This is a genomic window from Achromobacter pestifer, assembly GCF_902859625.1.
In the GTDB taxonomy this organism is placed as follows: domain Bacteria; phylum Pseudomonadota; class Gammaproteobacteria; order Burkholderiales; family Burkholderiaceae_B; genus Achromobacter; species Achromobacter pestifer.
Genome location: NZ_CADIJX010000001.1, coordinates 477,786 through 498,634, shown reverse-complemented (window position 1 = coordinate 498,634; position 20,849 = coordinate 477,786). Strand labels below are relative to the sequence as shown.

Genomic DNA, 20,849 nt, shown 5'->3' with positions numbered 1-20,849 from the left:
GAGACAATCCCATGAAGTGCTATTGCGTCGTCAACTTCCGCGAACCCTTGCAGGCAATGGAGCAGCCCACGCCCACCCCGCAAGGGACGCAGGTGCTGCTGAAGGTCCGCGCGGCGGGCGTTTGCCACAGCGATATCCACTTATGGGAAGGCGGTTACGACCTGGGCCAGGGACGCACCCTGTCGCTGAAGGACCGTGGCGTGTCGCTGCCGCTGACGATGGGCCATGAAACGGTTGGCGCCGTCGTGGCGGCCGGCCCGCAAGCCTCGGGGCTGTCCAACGATCGCAATTACCTGGTCTACCCGTGGATCGGTTGCGGCAAGTGCCCGTCTTGCATGTCGGGCATGGAGAACCATTGCAGCGCGCCCGCATGCCTGGGCGTCCACCGCGCGGGCGGCTATGCCGACCACATCGTGGTGCCGCATCCGAAATACCTGATCGACATCGGAGACCTGGACCCCGCGCAGATCGCCCCCTACGCCTGCTCGGGCCTGACCACGTACTCCGCGCTCAAGAAGATCGGCGCCGATATCTATCGCGAGCATCCGGTCGTGATCTTCGGTGCAGGCGGCCTGGGGCTGATGAGCCTGACCTTGATCAAGGCGCTGGGCGGCGCGGGCGCCATCGTGGTTGATATCGACCCCGCCAAGCGGCAAGCCGCGCTGGATGCCGGTGCGCTGGCCGCCATTGACGGCGCCGCGCCCGACGCCGCGCAGCAGATCATCAAGGCCGCCGGCGGCAAGCCCGTTCAGGCCGCGATCGACCTGGTGGGAGCGCCCGCCACGACGTCGCTGGCGTTCGATTTCCTGACCAAGGGCGGCAAGCTGATCATCGTGGGACTGTTCGGTGGCGCCTCGGCGTGGCCGATCGCGCTGATCCCGATGAAGGCCATGTCCATCATCGGCAGCTACGTAGGCAACCTGACCGAACTGCAAGAGTTGATGGAACTGGTGCGCGCGGGCAAGGTGCCGCCGATGCCGGTGCATCGCCACGCCCTGGCCGAAGCCGACAGCGTGCTGTCCGCGCTGCGGGCCGGCAAGGTGGTGGGCCGCGCCGTGCTGACAGTGGATTGATCGCCGCTTCGCCTGAAACAAAGGGAGCCTTGCGCTCCCTTTTTTACTGCCAGGCCGCCTTTAGGCAAAACCGCCCGCATGGCGGGCAGCACGCGCGCCAGGCGTGGGGGAATCTGTCTCTATCCCGGCCGAATTCTGGGATCGTAGATAAAGCGTTCTCGCCGGACCACCACGATGTGTTCGGCGTCCGGATGCGCCGGATTGATCAGCACATTGCAATCGGGCACCCCACGGTATCCGACGATGGCGCTGGGCAGTTCCAGCAAGGCCGACACACCGGAGGCCACCCAGTTGTCGCCCACGGCCTGCGACGCTTCCGCAAACGGCACCGCTTCCCAGAACGGGTAGTCGCGCTGCAACTGATCCACCGTCAGCGCCTGCCTGGCGTCGTAGATGGCTTGCGGCACGGCGACTTCGATCAGATATCGGTTGGCTTGCTCGGAAGCGCGGGCGGCAAAATGCACCACCGTCTCCAGCACTGCCAGCGCCACGCTGGCCGAGGTATAGACCACCGCCGTGCCAGGGCTGTTGTAACGTCCGCCCACTGCCGCCGCGCCCGCGCCGCTCAGATCATCCGCCCGATACGTTCCCGCCGTGGTGCCGATGCGCCATAACGAAACGTAGTCCCTCATGCGTAAACGCCGGCTGCGGCACGCGCCAAGGTGTCTTCCACGATGCGGCTGCTGGCGTCCGACGTCAGCAACGACAGCGGCTTGACGTTACCCAACGCCGGCACCGGCGTATTCAGCCACAGCACCGCCTCTTCGTCGCTGCCCAATACTTGGCGGGCCACCCGCGCCACGCGCGCGACCCGCGCCAACCGGTCGGACTCCCCCAACGGCAACATCTGCCCTTCACGGGTCCACCGAGACAGCGATGCGGCCTTCACCTCGGTGATGGCCATGATTTCCGATTTGGGCACCTGGAGGAAGTCGGCGGCGTCATCGACCATTTGCGCGGGCAGGCCGCGCCGCACGTCGCGCGCCATGTCGCTCAATGGGCTATCGACCAATTCCAGGAATAGCTGCTTGGCCCGGACTGCCGTATGGCGCGGCGGACGCTTGGCGGTGGCGCCCCGCTTGTCCGTAGCCTTTCCAGCAATAGCGATGCTCATGACGGCTCCAAGAATTTCCAAACAGAATTTATAATATCCCATTTGGAACTTCCATTTCAAGGCCTTGATTTCCGTCGGCCTACCCCAGCGTGCACCGCATTTGGGCATATCATAGGCAGCGTTACACACGATCACTTACAAGGACTGGCAATGACGGATCGGCAGCTCACGATACTCGCGGCGTTGAATCTCATGGTGGCGGTGGGCGCAGGCGCCTTCGGCGCCCATGGGCTCAAGCGCATGCTGACCCCGGAGTTGCTGTCCGTCTGGCAAACCGGCGTGATGTACCACCTGATCCACGCGCTAGGTCTGTTCATCATTGCACTGCTGGGCGCCCGCTTCGGTTCGCCCCTGCTGTCGGCTGCCGGCCTGGTCATGTTCGCGGGCATCGTGCTGTTCTCGGGCAGCCTGTACCTGCTGTCGCTGACCGGCACGCACTGGCTGGGCGCCGTCACGCCCATCGGCGGCGCGGCCTTCCTGGCCGCCTGGGCCATGGTGGCCCTGGCCGCCTACCGCGCCCAAGGCTGACCGTCGGCCCATCACTACGCACGTTCCCTTTCCCCACGGCGGCAGGAACCGCCGCCCTTGCAGGTTTCAGATGTCTTCCTCGACCGTATTACCCGCCGCCCGGGACCACTCCGCCGCCGCAGGCATCGCCTGCGTGGTGGGCGGCATATTCTTCCTGACCCTCAGTGACGCCAACGCCAAATGGCTGGGCGCCCACTACAACCCGCTGCAAATCCTGTTCCTGCGCGCCCTGATCGCCTTGCCCTTCGTCACCGCGCTGGCCTTGTCGCTGGGCGGACGCCGCGTGCTGCGCACGACGCATCCGGGCCTGCACCTGACGCGCGGCGCCATCAACGTGGTGTCGGCCTGTTGCTTCTACCTGGGCTTGCGCGCCCTGCCGCTGGCCGAGGCCACCGCCATCGCATTCGCGGCGCCACTATTCGTGACGGCGCTGTCCGTGCTGATCCTGAAAGAGCGCGTGGACGGCAAGCGCTGGCTGGCCGTGCTGGCGGGTTTCGTGGGCGTGTTGATCGTGGTGCGCCCCGGGTCCGCGGCGTTCCAGCCCGCCACCTTGCTTCCTCTGACGACCGCATTGCTTTACGCCGTCATGATGATTACCGCACGCGGCATCAGCCGGGCCGAAGGCATGTTGACGACCACGTTCTACATCGTGCTGGGGCAACTGGTTTGCAGCGCGATCGGGCTGCCCTGGGTGTGGCAGACGCCAGCCATGGAAGACTTGCCGTACTTCGGCGGCGTCGCGCTCTTCAGCACGCTGGGGCTGGCGTTGATCACGCAGGGATTTCGGATTGGTCCGGCCTCCGTCGTGGCGCCGTTCGACTACACCGGCCTGATCTGGGCCACGATCCTGGGCTGGATTTTCTGGCGCGAAGCGCCTGACGCCTTCGCCTATGTAGGCGCGCTGTTCATTGCGGGGAGCGGCGTCTACATCGCCGTGCGCGAAGCACGGGCGAAAGGCAAGCGGCGCGGCAAGGCCTAGCGCCACGCCAGCCCGCTCCCCCTGGCAGGCTATTCCGTTGGCGGCGGGAAATTGCGGCGCAGTACTCGCGCCACGTTGGGTTCCAAGGCGGCTTCACGCGCAACGGCCGTCAACGCCGGGCACACCGCGCCGAACCACGCGGGCCCGGGCCGCCAGTGCGTCATGACCGTCACATATAAGTCCAGCGCCGAAAAACGCCGTCCCAGCATATGCGGCGTGCCGGCTTGGCGCTCCAGTTCCTGCCAGAGTTCGGCTCGCCGGGTGTGCACGCGCTCACGCAACAGATCCGCCGCCGCGCCTTCCGTGGTCCATTGCGGCGGGTTGTCGCCGTAGGTGAAAGTTGGGTAGATGGCCGCGACCAGGCGCAGCAACAGGTTCAGGAAGTGCACTCGCTCGGGTTTGTCTGGCCCCGGCGCCAGGCCAGCTTGCGGCGCCACGTCGTGCAAATGCAGGATCATCGCCGCGCTTTCGGTCATGACCTCGCCATCCGGCGTAATCAACGTCGGTACCTGACCCAAGGGATTCAAATGCAGCAGCCTGTCGCGCTCGAGACCGGGCTTCTGGTAGGGCACGTCCGTCAGCGTATGCGGCACATTGGCCAGCACCAGCGCCATCTCCACAATGGCCGAGCCACAGCCGGCGGAGCCGATCAGTTCATAGGTTTTCATCGCTCACCCTCCCGATTCCGCCGGCGCAAGCCGCAGCAATTGGCCGGGCGATGCGTCAGTCAACACATACACATAACCGTCCGGCCCCTGCCGCACGTCGCGTATCCGGCTCTTGCGGTCCACCAGCAACCACTCCTGCGCCACCACCCGATTGCCGTCCAGCGTCAGGCGGATCAGATTCTGATTGGCCAGCGCGCCGATGAACACGGAATTGCGCCACGCGGGAAAGCGATCCGCGTCATAGAACGCCATGCCGCTGATCGCCGGAGACTTCGCCCACCAGAACAGCGGCTGCTCGGTGCCCGGCGCGGTTTCTCCTTTGGCCTCGGGTATCGGCTGGCCCGAATAATTGATGCCGTAAGTCGCCAAGGGCCAACCGTAGTTCTTGCCCGGCTGGATCAGGTTGATCTCGTCGCCCCCACGAGGACCGTGTTCGTTTTCCCATAGATCACCGGACCACGGGTTCAGCGCCATGCCTTGCGGATTGCGATGCCCGTACGACCAGATCTCGGGCCGGGCGCCGGCTTTGCCGACAAAAGGATTGTCGGACGGCACCGTGCCGTCCACCTTGATCCGCACGACCTTGCCTTGCAGCTTGTCCAGGTCCTGCGCCGTGGGACGCTGGTTGTTCTCACCCAGCGAGATGAACAGGTGACCCTTGCCGTCAAACACCAGGCGCGATCCAAAATGCAGGCCGGACGACAGTTTTGGGGCCTGACGAAATAGCACCTTGAAGTCCTGGAGGCCCGTCGCGTCATCGGACAAACGCCCCCGGCCAACCGCTGTGCCGCTTTTATCGCCGTCAGACTCCGCATAAGACAAATACACGAAACGATCGGTCGCGAAATCCGGCGACAGCGCCACGTCCAGCAAGCCTCCCTGCCCCTGCGCGGCCACCTTGGGTAGCCCCGTCAACGGCTTGGACAGTCCGCCCGGCGTGCGCAGCAAACGCAGATTACCGGGCCGTTCGGTGATCAGCACGCCGCCGTCGGGCAGGAAGGCCATCGCCCAAGGATGTTCCAGTCCACCCACGACGGGCGTGACACGAGCCGCAACCGACGGAGGTTCCTGCGCGGCCTGGGCAGGCGCGGCCAGATACGCGGCGCCCGCAACCGTCATCGACAAGGAAACAAACAGAGGAATCGCGCGCGTGCTCGCGGCGGGACGTGACGGCATGGAGATCTCCGGCGGCAACTGGGTTGAATGCGGGCACGGATGGCGTGGTGGCAAGACGCAGCCTGCGCCGCGTGTGGCGTACCATAGCGCCCAGGGACGGGTGCCTCCCGTCCTTCCTCTCAGGAGACTCCATCACATGAAACTGTACTACATGCCCGGCGCGTGCTCGCTCGCTTCCCACATTGTTTTGGAGTGGGTTGGCAAGCCCTACGAAACGCATCAGCTCAGCCGTGAAGAGCTCAAGGCGCCCGACTTTCTGAAGGTGAATCCGCTGGGCGCCGTGCCCGCGCTGGTTGATGGCGACTGGGCCGTCACGCAAAACGCCGCCATCCTGGAATACATCGCCGAACAAGCCCCGCAAAGCAAGTTGCTGGGCGACGGCAGCGCCCGTTCGCGGGCGGAAGTACGCCGGTGGGTGGGCTTCATCAATTCCGACATCCACAAGACCTTCTCGATGATCTTTGGTGCGCAGCGCTTCCTGTCCGAGGAAGGCGCGCAGAAGGAACTGGCCGGCTCGGCCTCCAAGCTGCTGACCAAGCTGTTCGGGCAATTGGACGCGCAACTGGCCGGCAAGCCCTACCTGACGGGCGACGCGCCTTCCATCGCCGACGCCTATCTGTATGTCGTGCTGCGCTGGGCGCATGCCAAGGAAGTGGATCTGTCCGGCCTGGAGAATCTGGCGGCATTCTTCAAGCGCATGGAAGCCGACAAGGGCGTCCAGGCTGCCCTGAAAGCCGAAGGCCTGTAACGCACCATCAAGGGCGAAGGCGATCGCGGGCTCTCCGGCGTCGCCCTAGCCTGTGTGACCGCCTGCCTCAGTCCTCCTCCGGCGCACCGGCCATGCCGGGTTGCGCCTCCCCATCCAGCGTTTTCTTCACCGCCGCCAGGAAGCGCCGCGCCAACAGCGGTGGCGCGCTCAGGTTTGAATGCGTGGCCCAGATCTCGACGTGGGCCTGAGGCTCGATGGGCCGCAGCGCCATGTGCGCCGCCTGGTCAGGCGCGATGCACCAGGCGTCCACCAGCGCCGGTCCCAGCCCCTGCTGTACAAACGAACAGGCCGTCACGGGCGAATGCACTTCTATCGCTGCGGCATGACGCGGGCCGCCGCCAAAAAACGGCTGCAACGCGCGCCCCAACGGCGTATCCCGCGGATAGCCAATCCACGCCGCCGATGAAAAGTCCTCGGGGCGCACCACATCGCGGCGGGTCAGCGGATGGGACGCAGGCAATGCACAGACCACCGGCACCCGTGCCAGCCGAACCGAAGTCAAGTTGGGGTGATCGGGAGGCTGCATGGAAATGCCGATGTCCGCCTGCCCAGATAGAAAGTACGCCGCCAGTTCGTCGAACGTGACGCTGCGGTAATCCACCCGCGCATCCGCATTGCGGCCACGGAAGCGCTCCAGCGCCATCGGAATCAGGCGCTGGCCGAAGCTGGCGCTGGCCACGATCTTCAGCATGCCCGCGCCCGATTGGCCCAAGCTGGCCGCCAGATCATTCACGCGCTGGATGCCGCCGTAGACCTGCTCGACTTCCGCATACAGCCTGCGGGCCTCGGCCGAGGGCGACAGACGGCTTTTCACGCGCTCAAACAGGCGGTAGCCCAGACGGCTTTCCGTTAGCGCCAGCACCCGGCTGACAGCGGGCTGCGACACATGCAGCATGCGTCCCGCACCGCTGATCGAACCGGACATCATGATGGCCCGGAACACCTCGATCTGGCGCAGATTCAACGGCCGTCCCGCGCTTGGGCCAACCTCGTCCCCGTAGACATCCGCATCCAAATTTTTCCCCTTGATCGATAACGGCGGATTATAGGATTGCCACATTTTTCGATGATGCAGCGCCGCAATGCAGGTGTAATCTGCGCCCCTCAACACAACAAAACAAGGGGAATTCCACCATGCGCCACCTTTTTTTCCGAAGCCTGTCGGCCCTGGCGGTCAGCGCCGTCCTGATCGGCACCGCCACCGCCGGCACCTATCCCGACAAGCCCATCACGTTCGTGGTGCCGTCCGCCGCCGGCGGTTCGCCCGACGTATTGTCGCGCCTGATCACCACGCAGTTGGCCCGCGACACGGGCGCCACGATGGTCGTTGAAAACCGTCCGGGTGCCGCAGGCAACATCGGTATCGCGCTAGTCAAGCGCGCCGCCGCCGATGGCTATACCGTGGGCTACGGCAACATCAACACGCTGGCCGTGAACCGCTCGCTGTTCAAGCGCTTGCCCTACGACGTGGACCAGGACCTGACGCCGGTCGCCCACATGTTCGACCTGTACAACGCGCTGATTGTGCCGGCTGACTCCCCCGTCAAGAGCGTGCAAGACCTGATCGAGCGTGCACGCCAACAGCCCGGCCGCCTGTCCTACGGTGCCTCGGGCGTCGGCACCACCGGCCACATGGGCGGCGAACTCTTCAAAAGCATGGCGAAGGTCGACGTGATGTTCATCCCGTACAACGGCGGCCCCGCCGCCATCCAGGACTTGCTGGGTGGCCGCCTGGACTACCTCTTCGTCAATACCTCGGAAGCCACACCGCTGGTCAAGAGCGGCAAGGTCCGTGCCATTGGCGTCAGCAGCCTGAAACGCCTGTCGTTGATGCCCGACGTGCCCACGCTGGACGAATCCGGCTTGAAGGGCTATGAGACGGTCGCCTGGGGTGGCGTCGTTGCCCCCAAAGGCACCCCCGCCGACGTGGTGGCCACGCTGAACGCCGCCATTCAGAAAGCCCTGCAAGCCCCTGAAGTACGCACGGGCCTCGCAACGCTTGGCGCCGAACCCGCCACCGGCACGCCCGAGGAATTCAAGCAGTTGATCGATCGTGAAACCGCCAAGTGGCAGAAGATCATCGAAACCGCCGGCATCGAAAAACTGGACTAAGCAGCCCCATGACGGATCGCACCTTGCAGGCAGACTTCATCGTGGCCGGCGCCACGCTCATCGACGGATCTGGCGGGCCCGCGCGCCAGGGTGACTTGGCGGTACTGGGCGAGCGCATCGTGGCGGTGGGCAGCTTCGCCCACCCTGCGGGCGTGCCGGTGATCGACGGCCGGGGCCAGGTGCTGGCTCCGGGCTTCATCGACTCGCACACCCACGATGATGGCTACCTGCTGGCGCATCCCGACATGCTGCCCAAGGTATCGCAAGGCATCACGACGGTTGTCACCGGCAATTGCGGCATCAGCCTGGCGCCCTTGCAGCGCGATGCCATCCCGCAACCGCTGGACCTGCTCGGCCCGCCCGATCTGTTCCGCTTTGGCACGTTCCGCGCCTGGATGGACGCCCTGCGCGCCACGCCGGCCGCCGTGAACGTCATTCCGTTGGTCGGGCACACCACCCTGCGTGTGGCCGTCATGGACGACACCTCGCGCGCTGCCAACAACGCCGAACGCGCCGCCATGCGCGACCTGATGCAGGAAGCGCTGGACGCCGGCGCCTTCGGCGTTTCCACCGGCACGTTCTACCCGCCAGCCAGCGCCGCGCCCACCGACGAAATCATCGATGTCTGCCAACCCTTGAAGGCCATGCAGGCCGCGGGCCGCCATGGCCTGTACGCCACGCACCTGCGCGACGAAGCCGACCACATCGTGCCGGCCATGGAAGAGGCGCTGCTGATTGGCCGCGAATTGGATTGCCGCGTTGTGTTCTCGCACCACAAGCTGGCGGGCGAACGCAATCACGGCCGCACCCGCGAAACGCTGGACCTGATCAGCCGCGCGGCCGCCAACCAGCCCGTCTGCCTGGACTGCCACCCCTACCCGGCGACCTCCACGATGTTGCGCCTGGATCGCGCGCGGCTGGCCAGCCGCACGATGATCACCTGGTCCAAGGGCTACCCCGAAGCCACTGGGCGCGACTTCAGCGCGGTCATGCAAGAACTGGGGCTGGACGACGAGGCCGCCGTGGCGCGGCTGGCCCCTGCTGGCGCCATCTACTTCCTGATGGACCCTGCCGACGTCAACCGCATCTTCACGCATCCGCTGACGATGGTCGGTTCTGACGGCCTGCCCTTCGACCCGCATCCGCACCCCCGCCAATGGGGTACGTTCACCAACGTGCTGCGCACCATGGTGCGCGAACAACAGCTGTTGTCGCTAGAGGCCGCGATCCACAAGATGACCGGCCTGGCGGCTGACCAATACGGCATCGCCGAGCGCGGAGCGCTGCGCGAGGGTTATCATGCCGATCTGGTGCTGTTCGATCCCGCCACGGTGACAGATGTGGCCACTTTTTCAGCTCCCATTCAGGCAAGCCAGGGCGTCCACGCGGTGTGGGTCAACGGCAAGCGTGTCTGGGACGGGGAACGGACCAGCGCTGAACGCCCGGGCCAGGTCCTGACGCCCGGCGATGCATTACCACGGAGTTTATAAAGTGAAGACGTTTTCCCAGGATTGCTACCTGGGTGTATTAGGCGGCATGGGCCCCATGGCCGGGGCGGCCTTTGCCCTGCGCCTGGCGGCGCTTACCCCCGCCGCGATCGACCAGCAGCACATCCCCACCCTGCTGCGCAACGACCCCCGCATCCCTGATCGTTCCAGTGCCTACATGGCGGGTGGCGAAAGCCCCCTGCCTTACATGGTCGGCGGTGTACGTTTCCTGGAACAAGCGGGCGCGCAACTGATCGCCATCCCTTGCAACACGGCGCACCTTTGGTACGACGAGATCGCCGCAGCCACTCGCCTGCCCGTGCTGCACATCATCCAGGCCGTGATCGACGATCTGCGCCGGCTAGGCCTGCCACGCGGCCGCATCGGCCTGATGGGCACGGCGGCCACCTTGAAACTAGGCCTTTACCAAAAGCACCTCGAGGCCCAAGGCTACGAATGCATCGTGCCGGACGACGACGAAGTTGAACGCTATTGCATGGGGTCGATCCGCGCCGTCAAAGGCAACCAGCTTGAAGCCGCCTTCGCGCCTGCCGCCGATTGCATCGCCCTCCTGAAGGCCCGCGGCGCCGACGCCGTCGTGCTCGGCTGCACCGAACTGCCGCTGGCCGTGCCACACGCTCTGCGCCCAAGCCTGGGCGTGACGCTGACAGACTCCATCGACGCCCTCGCCCGCGCGGCCATCGCGCATTACGAAGCAGATTTGGCAAAACAACTGATCGCGGCGTGATGGGTTTCGCGCGTTGAGAATGGGTTTCGCGCGCTGTGTAGGCCTTGTGCTTATGATTTTCCTCCGCGCGCTACACCCATCCTACGGGTGGAGAAAAATGCACATTCGATGTGCGCTTGTTTTCCTTGGCGGGGAATGTTGGACGGGTCGCCTGATGGGTTTCGCGCGTTGGAGACCTTGTACTTGCGCTTGTCTTCCGCGCGCTACACCCATCCTACGGGTGGAGAAAATGCACATTCGATGTGCGCTTGTTTTCCTTGGCGGGGAATGTTGGACGGGTCGCCTGATGGGTTTCGCGCGTTGGAGACCTTGTGCTTATGATTTTCCTCCGCGCGCTACACCCATCCTACAGGTGAAAAGAAATGCACATTCGATGTGCGCTTGTTTTCCTTGGCGGGGAATGTTGGACGGGTCGATTGATGGGTTGCGCGCGTTGGAGACCTTGTTCTTGCGCTTGTCTTCCGCGCGCTACACCCATCCTACGGGTGGAAAGAAATGCATATTCGATGTGCGCTTGTTTTCCTTGGCGGGGAATGTTGGACGGGTCGCTTGATGGGTTGCGCGCGTTGGAGACCTTGTTCTTGCGCTTGTCTTCCGCGCGCTACACCCATCCTACGAAGCGCGGACCGGTTCTCGTAGGATGGGTGTAGCGCGAGACGAATGACAATGGAACGCCGCTGATCAGCGCGCGCAACCCATCACTTCCCCATCGAAAAAAAAGGCGCATCTCTCGATGCGCCCCAATTTCCCTTCGCGGGGAATGTCGAACTGATCGTCAGCCGCCCAGGTAAGCCCGGCGGACTTGATCGTTGACCAGCAAATTGGCACCCGTGTCTTGCAGCACGACACGGCCGTTCTCCAGCACATAGCCGCGATCGGCCACGCCTAGCGCCTTGTTCGCATTCTGCTCCACCAGGAACACCGTCACGCCTTGTTCGCGGATCTCGCGGATGATGTCGAAGATCTGCGCGATCACCAGCGGTGCCAGGCCCAACGTGGGCTCGTCCAGCAACAGCAAGCGCGGACGGGTCATCAGCGCCCGGCCGATGGCCAGCATCTGCTGTTCGCCGCCCGACATCAAACCCGCGCGCTGGCTGGAACGCTCTTTCAAGCGCGGAAACAAACCGTAGACGTGCTCGATGCCTGCCTCGATTTCCGTGCGCTTCAAGAAGAAGCCGCCCATCATCAGGTTTTCGGCAACGGTCAGATCCTTGAAGACGCGACGACCTTCCGGCGAAATGGCAATGCCATTGCGCATGATGTGGTGCGTGTCCTTGTTGGTGATGTCCTCGCCTTCAAACGTGATTTTTCCTTCACGCGCCCGGGGGTTGCCGCAGACCGTCATCAGCAGCGTCGTCTTGCCGGCGCCGTTGGCCCCGATCAGCGTGACGATCTCACCTTTATTGACGTCCACCGACACGCCGTTCAGCGCCTGGATCGCGCCGTAGTAGGTGTGTATGTTTTCCAGCTTAAGCATCATTCCTCCCCCAGGTACGCTTTGATGACGCGCTCGTCGTTGCGCACCTGCTCGGGGGTGCCGGTCGTGATGGGCTTGCCGTGCTCCATGACCAGAATCCGATCCGAAATGCCCATGATCAGGCTCATGTCGTGCTCGATCAGCAGCACCGCGACGCCGAACTCGCGTCGCAACTGATCGATGAGCGACTGTAGATCGCGCTTTTCCTGAGGATTCAGGCCCGCCGCCGGCTCGTCCAGCATCAACAAACGCGGCTTGGTGATCATGCAACGCGCGATCTCCAGGCGGCGCTGGTGGCCGTATGCCAGGTTGCCCGCTTCGCGGTTGGCGAATTCGCGCAGCCCCATGAAGTCCAGCCACTGCGCCGCACGCGCCAGCGCGTCGGTTTCCGACTGACGGTAGCTCTTTAACTTCAACAGCCCGGGCAACAGCCGCGATTCGACCTGGGTGTGCTGCGCCACCAACAGGTTTTCCAACACCGTCAGCTGCTTGAACAGGCGCACGTTCTGGAACGTGCGCACCAGCCCGTGACGGGCGACCTTATGGCTGGGCAGGCCGGTAATCGACTTGCCGTCCATGATGATGTCGCCTGCGGTCGGCGCATAAAAGCCGCCCACGCAGTTGAACACCGTGGTCTTGCCCGCCCCATTGGGGCCGATGATGGCGAACACCTCGTCCGATTTGACTTCAAACGCCACGCTGTCGACGGCCAACAGGCCGCCGAACCGCATGGTGAGTCCGGATACTTTCAGCAATGCCTCGCTCATTTAGACAGCTCCACGTGGGGACGCTTCATGGGCAACAACCCCTGCGGACGCCACATCATCATCAACACCATCACCAGACCGAACATCAGCATCCGGTACTCGGCGAATTCGCGCGCCAGCTCCGGCAACACCGTCAACAACACGGCTGCCAGAATCACCCCGATCTGCGAGCCCATGCCGCCCAGCACCACAATGGCCAGGATCAGCGCGGATTCGATGAAGGTGAAGGACTCCGGGTTCACCATGCCTTGGCGCGCGGCGAAGAACGCCCCGCCAAAACCAGCGAACGTGGCGCCCAGCGTGAACGCGGACAACTTGATGCGCGTGGGATTCAACCCCAGCGAACGGCACGCGATCTCATCCTCGCGCAGCGCTTCCCAGGCGCGTCCCACCGGCATGCGGATCAGGCGCGTCGACACGAACAGCGTGATCAGCGCCAGCAACAGCGCCATCATGTACAGATAGATCACCATGTCCTGGTTCTGAAACGTCAGGCCGAAGAAGTCATGGAAGGTCGTGCCCCCCTCGGTACTGGCGCGGCGCGTCATTTCCAGGCCGAAGACGGTCGGCTTCGGAATCCCGGAAATGCCATCCGGACCACCGGTCAACGTATTCAGGTTGATCAGCAGCAGCCGGATCATTTCACCGAACCCCAGTGTCACGATCGCCAGGTAGTCGCCTCGCAGGCGCAGCACCGGAAAGCCCAGCACGAAGCCGAACAATGCCGCGACCGCACCCGAGAACGGCAGCGCTTCCCAGAAGCTCCAGCCGCCCCAGTGATACAGCAAGGCGTAGGTGTAGGCGCCCACGGCATAGAAGCCGACAAAGCCCAAGTCCAGCAGGCCGGCAAAACCCACCACGATGTTCAGGCCCAGGCCCAGCATCACGTAGATCAGCACCAAGGTGGCAATGTCGACCGAGCTGCGCCCGGCGAAGAACGGCCATACGACCGCTATCGCCAAGAGCAACAGCGCCAGCCCCTTGTGGCTTTTCGCAGGTGCCGACGGCAAGGTCGGCAGCGCCGTCTTGAGCTTCTTGAACGGCAAGGCAATCCACGGACGCAGCATCTGGAACAGGAACACCACGCCAGCGGCAAGCGCCACCAGCCCCCAGTGCGATTCCATCGACGTGCGCGCGCCCTGACGAATCAGTTGCAGTCCGAAGACCGGCGTAACGATGACCGCCGTCAGGACGGCCGCCATCGTGGCGTTTTTAATATTGTTTTTCGACATCAGACTTTTTCCACCTCAGGTTTGCCCAGCAGCCCGGTGGGACGGAACAACAGAATCAGGACCAGCAGCGAGAACGCCACGATGTCCTTGTACTGTGACGAGATATAGGCGGCCGCGAAGGTTTCGGCCAAGCCCAGCAGCACGCCGCCCAGCATCGCGCCGGGAATGCTGCCGATACCGCCCAGCACCGCTGCCGTAAAGGCCTTGATGCCGGCCAGGAAGCCGATGAAGGGATTCAGTTTGCCGATGGTGATGGCGATCAATACGCCACCCACTGCCGCCAGGATCGCGCCCATCACGAACGTGAAGGAAATCACGCGGTTGGTGTCGATGCCCAGCAGATTGGCCATGTGCATATCCTGCGAGCAGGCGCGCGAGGCACGGCCCATGCGGGAATACTTGATGAACAGGGTCAGCGCGATCATCAGCACCACCGTCACGACGATGATCATGATGCGCGAATACGGCACCGTCACATCAAAATCAGTCCCCATGTGGAACTGCACGGCGCCCGATACCAGCGAGGGCACAGCCATGTCGCGCGCGCCTTGGCCCAGCGCAACCCAGTTCTGGAGGAAGATCGACATGCCGATGGCCGAGATCAGGGCCACCAGACGGGGGCTGCCTCGGACGGGGCGGTAGGCCACGCGCTCAACGGAGAAGCCGTAGATGCCGGTCACGGTAATCGCGACAAGCAGCATGGCGGCGATGATGAAAGGCACCGGCAGCCCGCTATTGGTGCCGATGGACGTCAAGGTGACCAGGCCGACATAGGCGCCGATCATATAGATTTCGCCGTGGGCGAAGTTGATCATACCGATGATGCCGTAGACCATTGTGTAGCCGATGGCAATCAACGCATAGATCGCGCCCAGGGACAATCCGTTGAAGAATTGCTGGGTAAGTTGGGGTATGAGGTCGGACATTATTTCTCTTGCTCCAAATGGTTCCGGCCCCGGTGGAGAGACCCGGAGCCGGAAACCTGGGCGTATTTTATAAGAGCCTGTGGTCAACCCATGCCGGCCGCACAGCGCTTTTGGCGCATCGCTACGCGGATTACGGCACAACGAAGACGACAGGCCCTACACGCCGGCACCGCGCCGGCGGGATCGCGAGTTTACAGCTGGGTCTTCTTTCCGTTCTTGTCCCATTTGTAAACGGCAAATTCGAAGTTCTTCAAATCGCCCTTGGCGTCGTACTCGACCTTGCCGATGCCGGTGTTGAACGTGGTCTTGTGCATGTAGTCAGCCACCTTGGCGGGATCCTCACCCACCGCGTTGATGCTGTCAGCCAGGATCTGCACGGCGGCATACGCCGGCATCTGGAAGGCGCCGTCCGGATCGCGCTTGGCGTCCTTGAAGGCCTTCACGATGCTCTCGTTGCCAGGCAGCTTGGTGAAGTCAGCCGGCAGCGTGACCAGCAGGCCGTCAATCGCCGGGCCGGCGATCGCCACCAGATCCTGGTTGGCCGTGCCTTCCGGACCCATGAACTGAACCTTCAGGCCCTGTTCACGCGCCTGGCGCAGCAGCAGGCCGAGTTCGGGGTGGTAGCCACCGAAGTAGACCAGGTCCACGCCTGCGGACTTCAGCTTGGTGATGATGGCCGAGTAATCGCTGTCACCGACGTTGATGCCTTCAAACATGGCAACGTTCACGCCTTCCTTGGCCAGGGAATCCTTGACCTGCGTGGCCACGCCCGAACCGTAAGTCTGCTTGTCATGCAGCACGGCGACCTTCTGGGGCTTCAGCGTCTTGGCAATGTAGCTGGCGGCATACGGGCCTTGTTGGTCGTCGCGGCCAATCGTGCGGAAGAAATAATGCGGCTTGATGGTGTCCGTCACCAGGGGCGACGTGGCGCCCGGGGTGATGCCGACAATGCCCTCTTCCTCATAGACCTTCACGGCGGCGACGGTCACGCCCGAGCACGCATGGGCCACGGCGAACTTGGCGCCGGAATTGACCACGCGGTTGGCGGCCGGCACGGCCTGCTTGGGTTCGCAGCCGTCGTCGATCAGGATCGGCTCAAGCTTCTTGCCCTTCACGCCGCCCTTGGCGTTGATGGTCTCGATGGCGGTCAAGGCGCCGGCCTGGATCTGGTCGCCATATTGCGTGTTGGGACCGGTCATGGGCTGGGGAATGCCGATCTTGATCGTATCGGCGGCGTGCGCGGCGCCAGCCAAGGCAAGTGCCCCAAGCGCCATGGCTACCGGGGTAAGGCGATTCAGAAACTTCATGCGGAGTTCTCCAGCGAGGTTTTGAGCGGCTCTGATCGAGACGGGTTATCGGGTGGATACCCCGCAATCCGTATCGCGCGTCGCCGGCTTCTTGGGCAAAAACACGGTGTGGGCGGTATTCTGGAAGCAAGCCGCCATACTGTCACTGCGTGTAATCCCCAATATTTTCCGCCGAACCTTTAATCGTGACGGATCCAGATGGCAAGTCCATGAATTCCCTGGATAAATCGCAACTTTCCCTTAGTTATCCAATGGTGTGACACTAGGACTTGTGCTTGGCGCAATATATGAAAAATCATTAATACACTGTTCGACAATGCATTTAAATACAGTCCTTACGCGGGACTTACGAATAATGATTATCGGCCCAATAAAAAAGCGCGCATCAGGGCGGCATTAATCGCCCTGATGCGCGCCTCTTCAGCGCCGCCCGCCACCTGCAAACTGCGATCAGGCGTTGGCCGGCTTGGCCAGATTCCACATCAACGCACGGAACGGCGCCAGCATGCTGATATTGACGACGAGCTTGATCGCCAGGTCCCCCATCATCCAGGTCGTCCATGGTGCCCCGGTGGCGGCGAACGCCACGCTGAAGAACACCGCCGTGTCCAGGATCGCGCCCAGCACGCCCGATACCAATGGCGCACGCCACCAGCGCTGGTCCCGCAAACGGTCAAAGACCTGGATGTCGACCAGTTGCGCGCAGAGGTAGGCCAGGCCCGAGGCCAAGGCAATGCGCGGCGATGCCACCCAGAACGACACCACCAGCGCCGCCGCGAAACCAAACCAGACGACGCGGCGCGCGGCCGCCGGGCCAAAGCGGCGATTCAATACGTCGGTCACCAGGAAGGCCACCGGGTACGACAATCCACCCCAGGTCAGCCAGTCGTTGAGCGGCACCTGAACCAGGATATTCGAGCCCACCACCACCAGCAGCATGCTCAGCACGGCAATGCCGAACTGCACGCGGCTCATGGCAGGAAAGCCCGGGCTTACCGTGTTCATTTGCCGAACTCCTCCGCCAATTCGCGTGAACGGCGGGCAGCGGCGGCCATGGCATCCGCCACGATGCCGGCGAATCCCGCGTCACCGAATGCGGCCAAGGCAGCCGCCGTGGTGCCCCCCTTGGATGTGACGCGCTCGCGCAGCACCGCCAAGGGCTCGGAAGACTCCGCCGCCAGCTTCGTCGCGCCGGCCAGCGTGCCCAATGCCAATTGCTTGGCCTGCGCCTCGGTCAGCCCGACCTTCACGCCGCCCGCGACAAGCGCTTCCAAAAACAGGAACACATACGCCGGACCACTGCCCGACAATGCGGTCACGCCGTCCAGCGCGGCGTCGTCCGCCACCCAGACCACCTGCCCCACGCTGGCCAGCAAACGGGCGGCCAACTCGCGGTCGGCCTGATCCACGCCATCCAGTGCGGCCAGGCCGGTGATGCCCGCGCCGACCAGCGCCGGCGTATTTGGCATGCAACGCACCAGACGCTGGAAAGGTGCCTCGGGCGTGCCCAGCCACCCGGCCATCGTATCGGCGCGGATTCCGGCGGCAACGCTTACCACCAAGGTGTCGTCGCGCAACCACTGACGTGTGGAAGCCACAACATCTTTCATGTTCTGTGGCTTGACTGCGAACACCCATACCCGGCATCGCGCCAAGGCCTCGCCGGGAGCTGTCGCGGTGGTCATGCCGCGGGCCTGCCAAGCCGCATGCCCATCCTCATTAATGTCAATGACATGGATGTTCCCGGCGGGGCATACTTTGCCAGCCAGGCCGGAGGCCAGGGCAGCCGCCATATTGCCGCCGCCAATGAACGCAATCGAAAGTTCGTTTTTCATAGCTGCGCATTGTAAACGGTCGGCTTCGTTGGGGAAAAATAATCAAATGTTCGTTCGCGCCTAAAACGCGCAATTTGACAGGCGTTTAGAGTGATGTGAAAGTCACGGTTTTGTCACAAACAATTCATAAGGTGTCGTGTTTTCCGTGCCCGGACAACCCGGTCGCGACACGCCCAACTGGAGGAACCTAATCATGCGATCCCACCGTATTGCTTTAACCTTTGCCGCCATCATGACGGCTTTCGCAGGCGCCTCCGCGCATGCCGCCACCGAGATCCAGTTCTGGCACTCGATGGAAGGCGCGCTGGGCGATCGCGTGAACGGCCTGGTTGACGAGTTCAACAAGAAGAACCCTGACTACCAGATCAAGGCCGTCTACAAGGGCAACTATGGTGAGTCCATGAACGCCGGCATCGCCGCGTTCCGCGCGGGCAACGCCCCGGACATCCTCCAGGTGTTTGAAGTCGGTACCGCCACGATGATGTACGCCAAGGGCGCCATCAAGCCGGTACAGCAAATGTCGGAAGAAGTCGGCAACCCGATCGATCCGAAGGAATTCATCGGCGCGGTCGCCGGCTACTACTCGTCGGCCGAAGGCAAGCTGGTGTCGATGCCGTTCAACAGCTCGACCGTAGTGTTCTACTACAACAAGGACGCCTTCAAGAAAGCTGGCCTGGACGCCGAAAAGCCGCCCAAGACCTGGGAAGAGCTTGCCGCCGCTGGCCAGAAGCTGAAGGCCGCCGGTCAGGAATGCGGCTACACCACGTCGTGGCCGTCGTGGGTCCAGCTGGAAACGTTCTCGGCCTGGCATAACGTGCCTTACGCCACCAAGGACAACGGTTTCGGCGGCCTGGACGCCCGTATCGCCATCAACACCCCGCTGCACGTGCGCCATCTGGAAAACCTGGCCAAGCTGGGCAAGGAAGGCATCTTCATGTACGGCGGCCGCGGCGATGAGCCGAACTCGCTGTTCATCAGCGGCAAGTGCGCCATGATCACCGGTTCGTCCGGCCTGCGCGCCAACATCGCCAAGAACGCCAAGTTCGAATTCGGCACGTCGACCCTGCCTTACTACGCCGACGTGCAAGGCGCACCGCAGAACACCATCATCGGCGGCGCTTCGCTGTGGGTCTTCGCCAACAAGAAGCCGGAAACGTACAAGGGCGTGACCGCGTTCTTCAAGTTCCTGGCCAGCCCGGAAATCGCCGCTCGCTGGCACCAGCAGACTGGCTATGTGCCGGTCACCAAGGCGGCTTACGAACTGACCAAGAAAGACGGCTTCTATGACAAGAACCCGGGCACCGAAGTCGGCGTGAAGCAGCTGAACGTGGAAACCACCGCGCAATCGCGTGGCCTGCGCCTGGGCTTCCTGCCGCAGATCCGTGAAATCGAGGACGCTGAAATCGAACGCATCGTCGCCGGCAAGGTTACCGCCAAGGACGGCGCCGAGAACATCGTCAAGCGCGGCAATGAGTTGCTGGAGAAGTTCGAGAAGAGTGTAAAGTAACGCCCTTTTCCGGGACACCCGCAGGGGCTCGTCAATATGCATTTCTCATGCAATGACAGGCACTTAGCGGTTGGACCGGATCGCCGCACGGATCGCCTCGAGGCCCCCCTGGGAACCCCTTACGGACACCGACGCGGAAAGCAAGCGCAAGGCTTAAAGCCCTGGTTTTTTTAGGGCTTTAAGCCTATCGTATTTTTATGAAAGCGGTTTCAAGCGGCGGTTAATCCAACCGCCGCTTTTCTGTACCTTGGGTTCCCCCTATGGAAAAACGTGTTGTATTTGGGCATAAGACCTTGCCCTATCTGCTGCTCTTGCCGCAGCTGATCATTACCGTGGTCTTCTTCTTCCTGCCTGCCGGACAAGCCATGTGGCAGTCCATGCGGCTGGAGGATGCCTTCGGCTTGTCCTCCGAGTTCGTCGGACTGGACAACTTCATGGAACTGTTCTCGCAACAGGCCTACCTCGATTCCTTCCGCGTCACCGCCGTGTTCTCGATCCTGGTGGCGGTGGTCGGTCTTGGCGTGTCCTTGCTGCTGGCCGTCATGGCCGACCGCGTGATCCGCGGCGCAGGACTCTACAAGACGCTGCTGATCTGGCCGTATGCCGTGGCGCCTGCCGTCGTCGGCGTGCTCTGGCTTTTCATGTTCTCGCCTTCCGTCGGTATCCTGGCCGTGGCCTTGCGCAAGTCCGGCGTCGATTGGAACCCCCGGCTGGATGGCAACCAGGCCATGATGCTGGTGCTGGTTGCCGCCGTCTGGAAGCAGATTTCGTACAACTTCCTGTTCTTCCTGGCTGGCCTGCAATCGATCCCGCGTTCGCTGATCGAAGCGGCTGCGATCGACGGCGCAAGCCCTGCCCGCCGCTTCTGGAGCATCGTGTTCCCGCTGCTGTCGCCCACCACGTTCTTCCTGCTGGTCGTCAACATCATTTACGCCTTCTTCGACACCTTTGCCGTTGTGGACACCACCACGCAAGGCGGTCCCGGCACGTCGACCTCGATCCTGGTCTACAAGGTGTACAGCGACGGCTTCCGTGGCTTGGACCTGGGTTCTTCCGCGGCCCAGTCCGTGGTGCTGATGTTCATTGTGGTTGCCTTGACGGTCGTACAGTTCCGGTACGTCGACCGCAAAGTGCAGTATTGATT

Annotated in this window: 21 protein-coding genes; 9 read left to right on the top strand and 12 right to left on the bottom strand. The window is 63.1% G+C overall.

Going from position 1 to position 20,849, the window contains the following annotated elements; translation table 11 throughout:
* Positions 1 to 11: 11 nt before the first annotated feature.
* Positions 12 to 1,073, top strand: a complete 1,062-nt coding sequence (locus HV753_RS02250) for an alcohol dehydrogenase (RefSeq protein WP_175172794.1) — start codon at positions 12 to 14, stop codon at positions 1,071 to 1,073.
* Positions 1,074 to 1,192: 119 nt separating this feature from the next.
* Here HV753_RS02250 and HV753_RS02245 read toward each other — a convergent pair whose 3' ends face one another.
* On the bottom strand, positions 1,193 to 1,705 hold the full coding sequence (locus tag HV753_RS02245) for an RES family NAD+ phosphorylase (RefSeq protein WP_175172793.1): 513 nt from the start codon (positions 1,703 to 1,705) through the stop codon (positions 1,193 to 1,195).
* Positions 1,702 to 2,187, bottom strand: coding sequence for a type II RES/Xre toxin-antitoxin system antitoxin (gene parS, locus HV753_RS02240; protein WP_175172792.1), 486 nt, complete (start codon positions 2,185 to 2,187; stop codon positions 1,702 to 1,704). The genes HV753_RS02245 and parS overlap by 4 nt, the downstream gene beginning before the upstream one ends.
* 150 nt (positions 2,188 to 2,337) lie before the next feature.
* Between parS and HV753_RS02235 the strand changes: the two genes are divergently transcribed.
* On the top strand, positions 2,338 to 2,715 hold the full coding sequence (locus HV753_RS02235; RefSeq protein WP_175172791.1) for a DUF423 domain-containing protein: 378 nt from the start codon (positions 2,338 to 2,340) through the stop codon (positions 2,713 to 2,715).
* A 70-nt stretch (positions 2,716 to 2,785) separates the two neighbouring features.
* Positions 2,786 to 3,694 (top strand): DMT family transporter, encoded by a 909-nt coding sequence (locus HV753_RS02230; RefSeq protein ID WP_175172790.1) that lies wholly within the window; start codon positions 2,786 to 2,788, stop codon positions 3,692 to 3,694.
* Positions 3,695 to 3,723: 29 nt separating this feature from the next.
* On the opposite strand, the gene HV753_RS02225 is transcribed toward HV753_RS02230, so the two are convergent.
* On the bottom strand, positions 3,724 to 4,362 hold the full coding sequence (locus HV753_RS02225; protein ID WP_175172789.1) for a glutathione S-transferase family protein: 639 nt from the start codon (positions 4,360 to 4,362) through the stop codon (positions 3,724 to 3,726).
* A gap of 3 nt (positions 4,363 to 4,365) precedes the next feature.
* Positions 4,366 to 5,481 (bottom strand): PQQ-dependent sugar dehydrogenase, encoded by a 1,116-nt coding sequence (locus tag HV753_RS02220; protein ID WP_175173638.1) that lies wholly within the window; start codon positions 5,479 to 5,481, stop codon positions 4,366 to 4,368.
* Between the two features lie 193 nt (positions 5,482 to 5,674).
* Between HV753_RS02220 and HV753_RS02215 the strand changes: the two genes are divergently transcribed.
* Complete coding sequence (locus tag HV753_RS02215) at positions 5,675 to 6,286, top strand: glutathione S-transferase family protein (protein WP_175172788.1); 612 nt, start codon at positions 5,675 to 5,677, stop codon at positions 6,284 to 6,286.
* 67 nt (positions 6,287 to 6,353) lie between these two features.
* On the opposite strand, the gene HV753_RS02210 is transcribed toward HV753_RS02215, so the two are convergent.
* Positions 6,354 to 7,322: a LysR family transcriptional regulator gene (locus tag HV753_RS02210; protein ID WP_175172787.1), complete on the bottom strand. Its 969-nt coding sequence runs from the start codon at positions 7,320 to 7,322 to the stop codon at positions 6,354 to 6,356.
* Positions 7,323 to 7,441: 119 nt separating this feature from the next.
* On the opposite strand from HV753_RS02210, the gene HV753_RS02205 reads away from it, so the two are divergent.
* The 3 genes from HV753_RS02205 to cuyB are packed head-to-tail and all read left to right on the top strand — an operon-like array spanning position 7,442 to position 10,654.
* Positions 7,442 to 8,419 carry a Bug family tripartite tricarboxylate transporter substrate binding protein gene (locus HV753_RS02205; protein ID WP_175172786.1) on the top strand — a complete coding sequence of 326 codons (978 nt, stop codon included), beginning with the start codon at positions 7,442 to 7,444 and terminating at the stop codon, positions 8,417 to 8,419.
* A gap of 8 nt (positions 8,420 to 8,427) precedes the next feature.
* Positions 8,428 to 9,909, top strand: a complete 1,482-nt coding sequence (locus HV753_RS02200; protein ID WP_175172785.1) for an N-acyl-D-amino-acid deacylase family protein — start codon at positions 8,428 to 8,430, stop codon at positions 9,907 to 9,909.
* 1 nt (position 9,910) lies between these two features.
* Positions 9,911 to 10,654 carry a cysteate racemase gene (gene cuyB / locus HV753_RS02195; RefSeq protein ID WP_175172784.1) on the top strand — a complete coding sequence of 248 codons (744 nt, stop codon included), beginning with the start codon at positions 9,911 to 9,913 and terminating at the stop codon, positions 10,652 to 10,654.
* Between the two features lie 775 nt (positions 10,655 to 11,429).
* On the opposite strand, the gene HV753_RS02190 is transcribed toward cuyB, so the two are convergent.
* From HV753_RS02190 to proC, 7 genes are all read right to left on the bottom strand, one after another.
* Positions 11,430 to 12,131 (bottom strand): ABC transporter ATP-binding protein, encoded by a 702-nt coding sequence (locus tag HV753_RS02190; RefSeq protein ID WP_175172783.1) that lies wholly within the window; start codon positions 12,129 to 12,131, stop codon positions 11,430 to 11,432.
* On the bottom strand, positions 12,131 to 12,898 hold the full coding sequence (gene livG, locus HV753_RS02185) for a high-affinity branched-chain amino acid ABC transporter ATP-binding protein LivG (RefSeq protein ID WP_175172782.1): 768 nt from the start codon (positions 12,896 to 12,898) through the stop codon (positions 12,131 to 12,133). The genes HV753_RS02190 and livG overlap by 1 nt, the downstream gene beginning before the upstream one ends.
* Positions 12,895 to 14,130 (bottom strand): high-affinity branched-chain amino acid ABC transporter permease LivM, encoded by a 1,236-nt coding sequence (locus HV753_RS02180; protein WP_175172781.1) that lies wholly within the window; start codon positions 14,128 to 14,130, stop codon positions 12,895 to 12,897. Before HV753_RS02180 ends, livG begins: the two co-directional genes overlap by 4 nt.
* Positions 14,130 to 15,056, bottom strand: coding sequence for a high-affinity branched-chain amino acid ABC transporter permease LivH (livH, locus tag HV753_RS02175; protein WP_175172780.1), 927 nt, complete (start codon positions 15,054 to 15,056; stop codon positions 14,130 to 14,132). The genes HV753_RS02180 and livH overlap by 1 nt, the downstream gene beginning before the upstream one ends.
* A 191-nt stretch (positions 15,057 to 15,247) precedes the next feature.
* Positions 15,248 to 16,363, bottom strand: a complete 1,116-nt coding sequence (locus HV753_RS02170; protein WP_175172779.1) for a high-affinity branched-chain amino acid ABC transporter substrate-binding protein — start codon at positions 16,361 to 16,363, stop codon at positions 15,248 to 15,250.
* A gap of 450 nt (positions 16,364 to 16,813) precedes the next feature.
* Positions 16,814 to 17,368 (bottom strand): queuosine precursor transporter, encoded by a 555-nt coding sequence (locus HV753_RS02165; RefSeq protein WP_175172778.1) that lies wholly within the window; start codon positions 17,366 to 17,368, stop codon positions 16,814 to 16,816.
* Positions 17,365 to 18,198, bottom strand: coding sequence for a pyrroline-5-carboxylate reductase (gene proC / locus HV753_RS02160; protein WP_175172777.1), 834 nt, complete (start codon positions 18,196 to 18,198; stop codon positions 17,365 to 17,367). The genes HV753_RS02165 and proC overlap by 4 nt, the downstream gene beginning before the upstream one ends.
* 193 nt (positions 18,199 to 18,391) lie before the next feature.
* Here proC and ugpB point away from each other — a divergent pair, with 193 nt between their 5' ends.
* Together ugpB and ugpA are read left to right on the top strand one after the other, a co-directional pair.
* Positions 18,392 to 19,705 (top strand): sn-glycerol-3-phosphate ABC transporter substrate-binding protein UgpB, encoded by a 1,314-nt coding sequence (gene ugpB, locus HV753_RS02155; protein WP_175172776.1) that lies wholly within the window; start codon positions 18,392 to 18,394, stop codon positions 19,703 to 19,705.
* A 260-nt stretch (positions 19,706 to 19,965) separates the two neighbouring features.
* Entirely contained in the window at positions 19,966 to 20,847 is an 882-nt protein-coding gene (ugpA, locus tag HV753_RS02150; RefSeq protein WP_175172775.1) for a sn-glycerol-3-phosphate ABC transporter permease UgpA, read from the top strand.
* Positions 20,848 to 20,849: the final 2 nt, after the last annotated feature.